Below are 13,608 nucleotides of genomic sequence, written 5' to 3'. Positions count from 1 at the left end.
CGGCGACAGAGACTTCAGACTAACAATGCAAACCTGCGTCGCTGCGCTCCGACTGCCCGGCCGGATGACCGTGGAATAGGTGGCCGGATGTTGGTGGACTGAGTGGCCGGATGGCGTGGAATGCCCATGCAAGACCGCAATTTGGGAAATTGCACACCACTTGACCAGGCATTTGCGTTCGACTTGACCACCCGCTTAGCGAGTTATTGGAGGACTACAGCAGCGCTACGGGGGTGGGCACTACCTGGGGTGTGCCATCAATGATGCACATCCATCCCCAAGTCCTGAGCGCCGACCCCAAGCCATCGCGGCGAGGGGGCTAACAAAATGTTCGCAATCATCTGGTGTACGCAAAAGCAGCCGACCCACGGGTCGAAAGATCGACGCCTCTACCCTCCACTACTGCCAGTGTCTCTACGTTCGTAGCGCTCAGGTCGCAGGTGGTTCGAAGCTGCCGAGGAAACGCGGTGTATTACCTGTGACGTACTCGCCCATCGTGCGGTTGATGAGGTTTTCAACATTAAGGATCTTGGCGGGATCCTCGGTGATGAAACCAAAGGGTATCGGCACTGGGGACAACGCCGGCAAAATTAAATGGTAAACCACGACCGCGCATTTGCCGTGAATGACGATTGCCTCAAGCGGCGCCAGTTGCTCTGACTCAACAAAGCCACAAAGCAGCAGTCTAGCCTTATTGCAATCTGCTTTTGCGCGCTTGATCGCCGGCCAATCGTCACTGGCAGAAACCGGGATAAGCATTTTGGCGTCGAATACAAGTTTTCCATCATTCGCGCCTCCCTTGCTTTTTGTTTTTGATAAATCAGAAAATGCACTGCACATCTGCTCATGCCTGGCCGAGCGTCCCCAGAGCTCATGTGAAGCCGGAGCCATCCAGGACAGGCTGATCGGAGCAGCGTGGGATTCACTCTGAACTGCTTTCTGATGTTTGCGCAGCACGGAAAAAACTCTGTCCCAGTTTTGCTGCAGCTGTAGCGATCCAAAAAGTCGCAGCCCGGAAGACTCTCTAACCTGTGCAACGGCACTCGCGCTGTAGTACAGGGCAGAAAGGTCCAGACCATTTGAAGACACGAAGTCGTAGGCGTCCGAATCGCCCAGGATGTCGGCGAGCTGCAGAACCTGATCGAGGTTTTCTCTGCCCAGCATTCGGCTCAACTGCTCCGTACGCTGACGCATGTAGATCTCGTTTTCCCGCAGCCCTTCCTTCGCGACAAAGCGTACCAGCCGAGAGTCGGCATCAAGGCTGACGCGCTCTTCTATTTTCTCCCAACCGTCTCTTACTTTTTGCACACCCGCAACTTTGTAGAGCTCCGGCGGCCCAGCATCCTGCGACTGCCCACCCAGGTGTCCAGCCCGATGAATGTCGTAGATTTGCCGCATGAAGGCACCGACGGCCTTCGTGCCTGACTCAGAGAGCGTATCGCTGGGTGCCTGCAATTCCAGGCACCTTTTAGAATCTGCATCCCCTAGACTTTTCCCCAGGCATGTAAACGTTAGGAGATCAAACACGAACATCTGCTCGCGCTCTTCCTTGCGTTTCACAATCGGTGACTCATGGTTGCCTGCGAACAAGCTACGGCCCTTATCCGTCAACTCTATTCGTCCATCCGGGCGCGTTTTAAGCTCGCCCGTTTGTAAAAAAGGTGTGATTGCAAAACTCAGCTCTTGAGCTGTAAACCCAAAATAATTGCCGATTTCAGCTGGCAGCAGCGCTGAAATCTTGAGCAGTCGCAGAAGAAATTCCGGTACAACCGGTAACCCCCCTTTGTCCACAAGGGTGTACTCGATACGGAACTGTTGCGCAGGGACCACGACGTCCAGCTCGAATAGAACAACTGGGTTAAGCTCCATCAGACAACCCTCCTGGCCGGCGTCACTGGTTTGATGCAATAGTTGATCGTGTCCTGTTTCGTCTGGATAAAGCTGGCTACGTGACCTAATGGAAGCCTCGCGTTCCTACCGCTCCACATTTTCAAACTGCCTACGATGACCAACCGCTCCATCGCGCGTGACATCGCGACGTTGATACGATTCGGGGTCGCCAGAAAGCCAGGTGATTGATCCGCTTTGGCCCGGGTCAGTGAGACGATGATTATGTTGTTTTCTTTACCCTGATAACTGTCGACGGTCTCGATTTTTACGAGCTTGCGGAACTCCTCCGACCAGTTTTTCTCGGCAAACCTCTTTCTCACCAGTTTCCTCTGGTCGAGATACATGCAGATGACCCCGATTGGGGGCTCTTGCGATTCGGCCATCTCCTTAGCCATGCCCGCACAAAATTCGGTGTCCTCTGCGATTTCTTCCAGCAGTCGGATGATCGCGTCCGCTTCAGCACTGTTGGACAGGCTCAGCGTGCCGCTGTCGTAGGCTTTTTTGCCTAACTCGCTGGTGTCGACCCAAGTGACCACATGTGACAGGCACTCGGGCACGTTTTGCGAAAAATAGGCAGGACTTGGTCTGTAGCCGTTCTCAAGGTCAATGTCGTAGAAGATCTCGTTAACTAGATCGCCAATCGCTGGGAGCATTCGATACTGCGTATTGAGCGTCGCCCGTGTGGCACGACCATACGGGGATTGGAACACTCGCTCGAAGTCGCTTCGCATGACCTGCTGGAATTCGGCTGAGCTCGTGGTGACACCCAGGGAACGGGCAATGGCTGCCTTATGTTCTTCCTCATACGTAGGGCGCAGCTGGTTGTGGTCGCCGACTAGCAGGACCCGAGAGCCCACCTGCATGGCGATCGCCAATTCACTCGGCGCCGATCGAGCAGCTTCGTCGATGATGACCCAGTCGAAGTGGGTTTCTGAAAGCTTGAGATGTTGCAGCCCAATACCCACGCACGTTCCGCAAACCAATGTCCTGGACCGCATCAGGAACTCATCATAATTGGCCCTGTTGCTCGACAGACGCTCAACGTACTCCTGAGAAAGCTGAATCAGGTCAAGGCAGTGTTTAAACTCTGGGGGCCTAACTCCATGAACGGTTTGGACATGGTCATAGACGCGCTCCAGTAATTCTTGGGGAGTGCTTTCGCCCTCAACCAGTTCGCCAAGAAACAAGGTGGCATTCAGATTCAGCTCGCCCATCAGAGAGGACTTCAGCGTCTGCAACGCCCTTCGATCTGCCCCGTTGCCCTTTTGTGCACGCTGAATTTCCTCGTCCAGCTTTTTCAACGACCGAACCAAGTGGAACACTCGCTGATTCACATCCACCATCGTCTGGACGAAAGCTTTGCCCAAACCCAACGACGAAGCCATGGAACCCACGCGTTCCTTCAGCTCAGCGCTAAACCCATTTCTCTGACGGTCGACAATGTTGCGAGAATAAACGTCCAGGAGCTCCTCAGAAACAACCTGGTCGCGGTTGCTGAAGCGTACAACGTTGAGCTCGGTGTTCAGTCGACGGCAGTGCGCGCGGATCCGTTCTGCTGCAGTATTCACAGCCTCATGAGACTGGCTGACAAGAAGGATGTTTCGCACTCCGACCTTGCTGATCAGGTAATGGATGAAGGCCGCGATGAACTCAGTTTTACCTGTCCCTGGAGGTCCCTGCAAAAGGCCTACTGGCCCTGTAGTGATGAGCTGCGTGAACGCGGCGCGCTGGGCTTCGTTCAGCCCGATGACCGTACCACTCGCTGTGGTGCGTTCGTACACTGCAAAGTCCGAAACGGTAGGCTCTTCAGCATACCCCCTTGGTGCCAGCTTGCATTTCTCGTCGAAGTAATCCATCAAATCAGGCAGCACTGACTGCCGGTTCAGGATCCGCTCCATCGCACCACGACGACGCGTCATTGATGTCTTGTTCTGCTGACTTTGGATGAACAACTGGGAGCCTGCCTGTACGCGTTTTGAACGACTGGAGGCAGGGACATAGACTGCATCACGCACGCTCATGCCCAGGTTGATCTCACCGATATCAATGTCCTTCTCCCCGTCCCGGAGGATCAGCCGGATGTTGTCTCCCGCTTCAAACCCCTCAAGGGCCTTTGCATCCATAGAGTAGGGAATCAAAAGGCCTACGCCATCCTTGTGAAAGTGCGGCTCTTCGGAAACACGGAAAGAAGGCTGGGCCTCAAGCTCGGTGGAGGTGATGGTTTTCCATATTTGACTGACAGGGAAACTGCGCAACTTTACAGCTTCTAGCTGCGCCTCATCTATGGCAAGCCCGTTGTCCTCGTCCTCACCGGTAATCGAGTCCGCAACACTTTCACCGTCCTCAATCGCCGCTTGCTTACGCACTTCGGCGTCATGCACCTGTGCGGCTAAGCTTAGAAATGCCTCGTCTTTGGCCAGAAGCTTGGTCAGCTCATAGACATTGACGCTGGTACCGCCCGAGACGCTGAACCGAGCCTCTATGTGGTGGTTTGCCTGACGCGCCAGATAAGCCGGAACGCGCATCTCCTGATTGGCTTTGAACGCATTTACAAAATGCCTGGAAGCAGGATCGAACTCAGCCGTCAATTGCCCTCCGACACCCGCGAACGTCACCTCAAGGGCTTTGGTGGGGGCTCTTTGGTAGGGCTTCACGACAACAAATACTTTCCCGTTGTCCGGCAGGATCTCAAATGCCTCGCCACTTCTGTTGCGTAGAACGACAGAGACGGTTTCGATCGTTTTTGCAGGTGCGAAAGCGGCCTCCAAAGCGTCCTTAAAACGGTCCAAAGAAAGAAAGCCCGATTCTGTATCCATTTCGTGCGCAACGGCTGCTCTCAGGACGGGAATATCCTTCTGCGACGGCGCGTCCCAGTCCATGTCCAGGAGCTCAAACACCATTCGCATCACAGCGAAGTTGTCTCGCTCTGCTGGTGTGCAGTTTTCCAATACGGGGCTGTAGCGGGTGTTGACCGGTGATGTACCTGAAGCCGAGAAATCTGGACAGTCGAGCAGGTAGACCTGGGTGTTTTCAGGGGCCGAACCGACATTTACTTTAACGTTGTGTGGATGCAGATCGCCGTGACTCAATTGCTGGCCATGCAAACCATCAACTGCGTCGATTAGCCCATGGGCGACGACGATACGGGTCTCAACCGACAACCCCTTCAGCTCATCCCAGTGCTCACCGTCGATATGCTCCTGAGCCAGGAATGGGTTGCCGCTGCGATCGTAACCAAAGTGTTCAATTTTTGGCAAAAAGGTAAAACCGCTGCCCTTCAGTTGCTCCAGGACTTCGAAGAAAGCCATCAACATCGGCCCTTGACCGTCCTTGGGATCCCGGGCGTTGATTGACGGCCACGATTTCACGACCAAGGGGCCCGATCGGTAGATCAGTTTCTCAGCCGTGTCGGTGATAGGCTCGTCGTCCTCCCGGTACGCGGAGCTCAGTCGTAGATCGGTAGAGAAAACGTCAAGTCGCCGGTTATCAAATTCAAAGCTTGCGGAGTTATCCGGTGTGGAGTCGCTCAATGCCTGCTGAAATGCGCTGGCGTGATCGAATCGCTCCTTCGGATCATTCTGCAACGCTTGTACGAGCACCTTGGCAGGCCAGTCTTCTGATGACTCAACCTGAGCTTGAACACCCGCAACGTAGGCGACGTCGAGCTTCAGAGGCATTGGCCTGGCCTGAAGCAGATGCCAACCCATCAGCCCGAGCGCGAAGACATCACGACGAAATGGCGTGCTGCCTTCCATCGCGGTGTTCTGGTCTTCAGGGAGCGCGATAGCACCGATGCTCAGCAAAGTACGCAAATCGCCGAGAGTACCTACAGGCTGATAGTAGGCGCTGATGAAGTTGGAAAGAGCGATCGATGACGATGGAGAGAACCACACGCTGTGGTCACCCAGATCACGGTGAGCAATTTTGAATCCATGCAGCCCAGCAAATTGAGCCAGAAGGATTTTAAAAAGCTGGACGCGCTCATGCGCAGTCATCCGCTCTACAAAACGGTTTATGAACTCGTTTAGACGGTAATGCCCGTCGGGCATTTCAAGCAACTCGGCATATTGCTCGGTGACACTGTCGGGGCTGGTATTACGCTTCGGGCGAGCGCAGCGATTCATCAATTCCTGATCTCGCCGACGCAGGTGGACCATTACATCCCTCTCGCGCGAGAGGATTCGGTATCGTCCTTCAGCCGTTCGAGCACGGGTGTCATCGAGCTTCGAAAAGTCCCATAGACGGACCATCGCACGGTCATCCTTGTTGTGGATATTGACCGCGTCGTACTCTCGGTAGACGTCTGTTGGGTGCGTGAATACCGCTTGCGACTGCGCACGGTAGTCGTCGACAACAAGCTCTTTGGGCTTTACCGTTCCTTCATTGATGATGCCGTCGAAGAAGCCGAAATGCTCGTTCAAGCCGATATTCGAGCGCGCGTTGAATCGGTCTTTAAACCGCTTAGGATCGGCCATTTCCAGAAAGTCGTCCAGCACCATGACGTGCTGCATCTCGACCTCGGGAAGATTCAAAGTGCATTTTCCGGTGAGCACAACGCAGAAGTCGATCCAAGGCTCTTTCCCGCCAGGCAGCCGAGACTTGAGACCCTTGATTCGTTTCCTCAACTCATATGTTTTCCTACGGGTTTTGTCTACCGGGGATACTTCTGTTTCCTTCCCGTCCTGGTGCCATTTACCGCCGTGGTTGGTGATCTCACCGCGCCAGTGCTTAAGTTCGACAACAAGAACGAGGCTGTGGGTAACGATGACGAGGTCGAACTCCCCGTCTGCCCCCCGCGAGTTCGCGAAACGAAAACCTGCGTAGCCGCGCCAAGGCCATACGCCATGGCCTGCCTCAGGCTTCTTCAATTGTTTCAGAACGTCAAACGACTTCCCTTTCGTAGAGCCTGCCACCGGTTCCGGAGGAAGCTCTTTGGGCCCAAATGCTTTGGCCATCTTGTCGATAGCGTCGATCTCAAAAGAAAGGAGACCTCCTTCCCAATAGCGTACGTCCATGCAATCCCCGAAACGTTTTTATGATGGAGTCAATCTGCCATACGTTAATGGAAATGGCGGCGCACTGAAATGTAAGATCGGGTGATTTAGCGATTTGGGATCCGTTTTTTTGGGATCCGCCCAACCTACAGTCTTCGCTTTCTTGCGACTCACTTCAACTTAACCCGCGCTCAAAGCTCGGCGTCTTGACGATGTCAACGGCTAACTGCGCCACGATCCCTTCACTCCCCACTGACGGGCTAAGCGATCGCTAGATCCGGCAACTGACCATCCCTAGGGCCGTCTGCTCTTGGCTGACTTTTGCCTTTCGCCACCGTTTGCTTTGGGTCGATTCCAGCCAGTAAGGAGATCATGCGCACTGGTCAAGTCGAATGCAAAAGGGTGGTCAAGTCCATGCAATTACCCACAATTCCGACCGCGCAGATATTTAGTAACAATCAATCAATGACGCAACTGATATAAGTCGGCCACTCTCCCCCCTGATGCATATGCGCATTTGAATATTTTTCAATCATCTGCCTGGCCTGTTCGTGGTGTGAGGTACCGAAGTCGAAATTCATTTGATCCCTATATGGCATGCGGCCTCTCCAGTAGCCCATACCCTGATCCAGCAAAATCTTGCTGACCCTACCCGACGCCCAGCTCACCGTGATAACCCGGCAGTGAAGCAAGTCACGGGGGCTGCTCATGATGTTGATGTTGATGTTCGGGACGATATCAAACTGGCTCTTGAGCCAGAGCTCGAGAATGGCCTGCTGATTATCCGCCCGCATCCAATCATGGCTGAGCAGATAACTTGGCTGGTTACCGCTCGGCGCCAGAGTTTGTACTGATAACGATTGCAGATAATCACTACGGAACAGTTCCAGGAAGCCGCTTAGCAGCATCAGAGACCACGGCGACTTCAGGTAGCGATCCGAGTAGCTGATGGACACTGCCTGATCATTGGTAATCAGGGTGGCCAGCTCCGGCATCTGGGCGTCGATCAGGGTAGTTAGGCGTCTTCTCAGAGTGTTGACTGGGCCATCGAGCTGCGAGGTGATTTCAACAATGCGCGCTCCCTGCTTGCGTTGGTTCCAGCCACTGCTGTCGATGGTATTTCCTGGCACTGCTGCCATCAGTCTGCTGGTGACCCAGACCACATCAGAATGACCTTGTAGCCAATCGCCCCCGGGAACTCCAACACTGTTCATGCTGCTATACAGGCTTCTGACGCCTGCTTGAGATGACAACTGGGCAATCAGGTGGGGAGCTTGCAGATTTGTAGCATCCAGCTCGAGTAGCTCAACGCCCAAACGTGCAAGCAATGCTAGGGTTTCCTTTTGCTCGGCACTCAACAAAGCGGAATCGGTAATGCCGATCCTGACTTTGAGCCGCTCGGCGATTGCCCAGGTAAGCACCTGCTCCCTAAAACGTGGATGGTCGAGATCCCAGTTCACATGGTCGCCGTGTAGACACACTAGGATCGATCCTGTTTGATCACGGCGATCCAACGAACTAACGGCGAAACTCAGCTCACGCAGCGGGCCAACGGAGCAGTGGCGAGCGCCATGGATGTTTACGAATACATCTGGAAGCCCAAGGTGTTCAACCAGTTGAGACTCACTCAGCCATTGCAGCGCCAGTTTGCGGTCCAGTTCCTCGCGCTCGACACGGCTATCTTGGCTGGCTAGGCAATGCGAGCAGACATTCTCGCAGTCGACTGGGCAGCGCAGGCGCTCCAGCGCCTTATTCAGTAGCAGAGCGAGATCGCTCAGGCCGGCCAGAACGAAACCGGCACCACCGCTGACTTCATCGAACAACTGGATGACGGAGCGCCCTTGCCTGCTGTCTCTGTCGCGATCCAAACGATAGCTGAAACCCATCTCTCCGCTGGCAATACCGAGTCGGTCGGCGATCACATCGCGCATGGCGACGCCGATAGTCGCGGCGATCAGACGCCCCTTGATTGAGTCAAGTAGCCATTCTCCAGTGAGTGGGTTCCTGAGGAATATTTCCAATACATCGGTGCGAATCTGATAACCAAGATGCAGACCAGCCTTGACCGCTTCGCCCGAACAATCTCTCTCCTTGCGGCTGCCGGCAACTCCGCCAACCGGGCGGTGGGCTTTATCGGGCTGCAAATCCTTAGGCACTTCGCCCGAGGCGAGGATGGACTCGGCACGTCCACAGGTCATGCAGACGGCATAACCTTTTTCATGTTCGCCGGATGAGTGATGGAAAACACTGCCTTCATGACCAAAGCGCACAAAGCCGCAGCGTTCATCAGGCAGCGCAATGCTTTCTCCAATCAGCTGGATGCGCGGTCGCTCGACGCGGATGAACTTTTGCGAAGTGACGTCGTTGGTGGTTTCCTCGTAAAAGTCGGTTACGAAGCCGCCCGGACGAAGCACCATGCGGCGCTCGCTGGATGGAATCGGCGTCGTGCAATGCGAGCAGCACAGCCCTGCGTCGTTTGCATAGGCGTTTTCGATCACCCCAGTGCTACCGCACTCCGAGCAGCGCCAGGCGATATCGAACTTTTGTGCCTCGTTGACCTGTCCATCAGCATGCCACTGCAGGCTGACACCGGCGGAACGATAGACGCGTCCATCGATCACTACCTGTGCGCCGGGAGCATATTCACGAATTGCGATATTCAAGCTGCGTGATGGCATTTCCTTGTTGTCGAAGATGCTGTCTTCGCGACTAGCATCCTCTTTTCTATGTTGATGCAAGAAGTCTTCGACATTGTAAGTTTTGAGGCTCACTACATCCGTAGGAAAGCCATATCCAGGCAGGAATGCAGAGGACGCCAGATAGCGAAGCAGGTACTCATTCTCGTGGCGCTGTTTTTCCAGTGCCAGTGCCTTCTTGTAAGGCCCGTCGCTGGCGGCCTGAAGCTTCTGATTAATATTACGATACTCACCTAACCAGCGTTCCTCGAGATCGTGCAACGCCAGTCGGGCTCCACCAGTGATTGAGCTGAGCGAGCGGCCCTCCAAACAGGTGCCACGCACCAGTTGCTTCACCGGACTACCATATTCCTCGGCGCTCGCCGTTAGCCAGGCCTTGAAGTGTTGGCAGGGCGAGTCGTCCGGGGCGAAAAACCAGTGCAGGGTAAGCTTGGTACGATCGCCATCATTGCTGCTGTGCATGCGCAGGAATAACGCCAGCAACATAGAGTTGACATGCCGCTGCACAATACGCGCTGAGCTGAGCGTAATGATTGGGGCCGGAATGGCGGTTACGAACGGCCACTTAGGATTGGCGAAGGCTCGCTGATTATGTGGGTCGGCCTTGCAAAGCGTATAGGCAATAGCCCGCGCTTCCTTGCGTCGTCCGGCCCGGCCGGCGCGCTGCAGATAGTTGGCTGGATGTGGCGGTAGGTTATTCATCACCACGGCGGAAATGCCGCCGATATCCACCCCCATCTCCATGGTGGTGGAGCAATTCAGCGCGTTGATGTCGCCACGCTTGAACTCCTCAACATAGTTATCCAGCCGTTTTGCCGACTGTTGGGCCGAGTGTTCAGCTGTCCGATAGTAAAAACCACCCTCGACTGTACGGTCGCTGATATCAGTCCACAGTGACTCCTGACGTAACTGGGCAATTATTGGATCTTTTGCGACCAATTGACGGATCTGCATTTGCTTGCGCAATGGGCTGCCATCGTCCTTGAGACTACTAAAAGCTGGTAGCTGGATCTTTTGGCAACGGTAATCCTGGCTCTGTATTTTTTGCGGCAGATAGGGCGTCAGACCACGGAAGGTGGTGTCGAAGATACGCCGAGTCAGCGGGCAGACCCAGCCCTCGGTAGGCAGCGAGAAGGTAAGAGTTTCCAGGCGCAGACGATGGCCAGTATCGGAGGCCTCCAGAATGCCTGCACTGACTAGTGCCGTCCATGCCGCCTCTAGCCAGCTGTTGATCTTGTCGGCATCCGCACTCAGGTTGCGATCAAGGCCGGTTGCCAGCTCGAGCAGCTTGATCAGACGATTCGGCGTCCCAGGCTTGATCTGTGGCCATTTTCTGATGGTGTTGCTTTCCTGCACGTCCTCCCTCTTAGGCGAATAGAGCGCCTTTGGGCTGAAGCGGCTGCCCATCCAGCGACGCATTTTGGTTTCCATTGGGATGAACGTGTTTTCCCGGACGTAGAAATCGAGGGCCACTTTCAGGAAATCGCGCCAGTCTTCCGGTGTCAGAGAGCTTCTGGGATCATTAGCATCGCCTTCTGCGAGAGTGGCCCGAGTATCGACCCACAGCGGCGGAGGCGCCGAAACCTTGTTCAACCCCTGGTAGCCAACCTTGACTAGCCCCAGCGTTTCTGTACTGTTTTGATTCTTGGGCCGCCGGGCGTATTCGCGCGCCAGCAGTAAACGCGCCATAGTCAGACCGCCTTCATAGCCATCAAATAACGCCGGATTGGCATAGCGGTTGTAGCGCAAAATGAATTGGTCAATATCCTTCGCTGCTGCAATGGTTTGGGCCATCTGCTGCCAGGGAATAACTCTGGCCGGGCTTACCAGAGAGGCGCCGCTCTGCAAAAGCTCAGCTTTTTTACGCAGATCTGCCGCCGTACCGGCCAAGCCCTGTTTTTCCAGGCTGTCTGCTAGAACGAGCATTTCTGCAGGACTGCCGCTAGGAGTGTCTTTGGGAGCGGCGTCGACCTTGGCTTGCTCATTTCGCAGACTTTCGAACACCAGCCCCCGTAGCCGTGAACGCTCTGCCTCCTGCTGCATTCTGACTGCCATTCGCGCCGTGCCCTGGCGGCTGTCAGTGAAGGTGATCAGCTTGCGTCCGCGCCCCGGCAGTTCCTCGGGGGAACGGCCATTGCAATCTTCCTTGTCAGGATCGGGGCAGAATTCCAGAACCGTCGGTACGGCGTTGGCAACATAGAAGGGCGCACCGAGGTATGCCTTGCGTATAAAATCGTTGGTGCCAAATGATGAGTGATCGCAATTGCTGCAGCAGGAGTTTGCCTCCTCTACCAACACGATGCCGATATTGCGGGTAGCGTTCACGCCACCCAACTTCTGACTTTCGAGGTCCAAGTTGTACGAGAAATAGGGGTCGTGTGCTGCCTGCATCCCAGCAATGATCAGCCCCTTACTGCCGGCGTCGATTCTTGCCACTTCGGCAGGTGAGTCCTCGCCGCCCTGTTCGTGGTTGAGAGCGAACTCGTCACCCGCATAGGGACTAGGCTGGTGCAACTCACCGTTGCGATCCTCGGCCAGAAGGTGAGGTGTCTTGCAGTCATCACAGAAACCCAACTCATACACCGGGGCATGGCACTCGCAGCGTGCTCGCTGGTTCACATATACGTTACCGAACAACCAGTCCTGCAGATGACTGGATTTCGCTCTGCACTGTGGGTCGACACAAGCCCAGAGGCCATGAAGCATGCGCTGGAACAGGTGAACCCGAAGCTTGAGAAACGGAGGCTGGCTTTTATCCGGGTGAGTACCGGTCATGGTGTCGAGCCAGTCGAGCACCTCCCGCTGCTGTTCGAGCCGGGTGCCTCCCTGCAAATGCCCAGCAACCTCAGCTATCAGGTCGTTAAGGTCAAGTGGCGTGAGAGCGGTGATCACGACGTGACGCAGGCGCCGAGCAATGTTGCTCTGGCACAATGCCTCAAAGCGCGTAGGAGATACTTCGGCGTCCGGCTCGATATCGCAGATGGTCGTAAGGGCGATGTCTTCGCCTGGCGAGTCGAACGCAAGATCTGGCCAAACGCGCGAGCCGCCTATGACCTCAACCTGATCAAGTGCAACACCTGCAAGGTTTGCCAGATAGTGTTTCAGTCGCTCTTCGGCATCAGCGCCAGCTATAGTGGCCGAGGTAGCGATGAAACGAATTTGCTCGGACTGCATTCCAAAAGCCTGGACTACCCGGCGAAGCAATAGGGACAGTTCGGCTGCTTGGGAACCCACGTAGGTATGAGCCTCGTCGAGGACGATCCAGCGTAGTGACTGTTGCTGCTTCGAGATCTCCAGAATCGGGCTGTCGACCTGGCGTACCAGCATGTACTCCAGCATAGTGGCGTTGGTCATCAGGATGGGAGCGGGCTCCCTGCGTAGCAGTTCCCGCGACAGGATCTGATTGGGCTTCTGTTGCTGTTCCTTGCGGACTTTGTCGGCGCGCTCTTCGGTCTTGCCGTTGTAAAGGCAGAAGCGGATGTTATCGCTGTACTTGCGAGTCCAGGCGTCAAGGCGCTCCTGCTGGGAGTTGATCAGGGCATTGAGTGGGTAGAGGAATAGAGCGCGGACGCCCACCAGGGCTGCCGCACTGCACTCATGCTCGCGAACCAGATCTTCTAGGATCGGCACCATGAAACATTCGGTCTTGCCCGAGCCGGTGCCGGTAGTGATGACGGCCGAGCGCGGTTTTTCGTCGCGCAGGGTACGCCAAGCCTGCACTTGGTGAACGTAGGGATGTGCAGTTCTCGGGAACTGGTAAGCCGGCGCATTCTCCAATGTATCAAGCAGGCAGGATGACAGTAGCTGCTCATCCTGCAGATCCTGCAGGCGCAGCTTGGACTCCTTCCAGCCAAAAGTGTGCTCGAACACTGGTGGGGCCAGGAAACAACCGTCGGCCCCAAGCTCGTTCACCATACTTTGACTCAGATGCTGACGAAGGCCCGGATGATTGATGCCCAGAACACCCAGCGTCGCCTCGCGGGTACGTTCAAGGCTTTGCTGAATCAAATCCCTAAAAAAATGCATTG

General features: G+C 55.2%; 3 protein-coding genes. All 3 read right to left on the bottom strand.

The genetic code is table 11. The features are described 5' to 3' along the window. Positions 1 to 429 precede the first annotated feature (429 nt). The 3 genes from AC19YX_RS31060 to AC19YX_RS31050 all read right to left on the bottom strand — a co-directional run bounded on the left by AC19YX_RS31060 (position 430) and on the right by AC19YX_RS31050 (position 13,606). Complete coding sequence (locus tag AC19YX_RS31060) at positions 430 to 1,869, bottom strand: hypothetical protein (protein ID WP_010562364.1); 1,440 nt, start codon at positions 1,867 to 1,869, stop codon at positions 430 to 432. Continuing rightward, positions 1,869 to 6,905, bottom strand: coding sequence for an AAA domain-containing protein (locus tag AC19YX_RS31055; RefSeq protein WP_010562363.1), 5,037 nt, complete (start codon positions 6,903 to 6,905; stop codon positions 1,869 to 1,871). Before AC19YX_RS31055 ends, AC19YX_RS31060 begins: the two co-directional genes overlap by 1 nt. Positions 6,906 to 7,342: 437 nt before the next feature. Continuing rightward, entirely contained in the window at positions 7,343 to 13,606 is a 6,264-nt protein-coding gene (locus AC19YX_RS31050) for a DEAD/DEAH box helicase (RefSeq protein WP_500607751.1), read from the bottom strand. Positions 13,607 to 13,608: the final 2 nt, after the last annotated feature.

The sequence above is a fragment of the Pseudomonas sp. MF09150 genome (genome assembly GCF_059862355.1).
The sequence above is the reverse complement of the archived record's forward strand: the minus strand, read 5'-3'. Positions and strand labels throughout refer to the sequence as shown.

Excerpts from the sequence above, each read along its gene's own strand:
- AC19YX_RS31060 (WP_010562364.1), bottom strand. The coding sequence starts at position 1,869 with ATGGAGCTTAACCCAGTTGTTCTATTCGAGCTGGACGTCGTGGTCCCT.
- AC19YX_RS31055 (WP_010562363.1), bottom strand. The coding sequence starts at position 6,905 with ATGGACGTACGCTATTGGGAAGGAGGTCTCCTTTCTTTTGAGATCGAC.
- AC19YX_RS31050 (WP_500607751.1), bottom strand. The coding sequence starts at position 13,606 with ATGCATTTTTTTAGGGATTTGATTCAGCAAAGCCTTGAACGTACCCGC.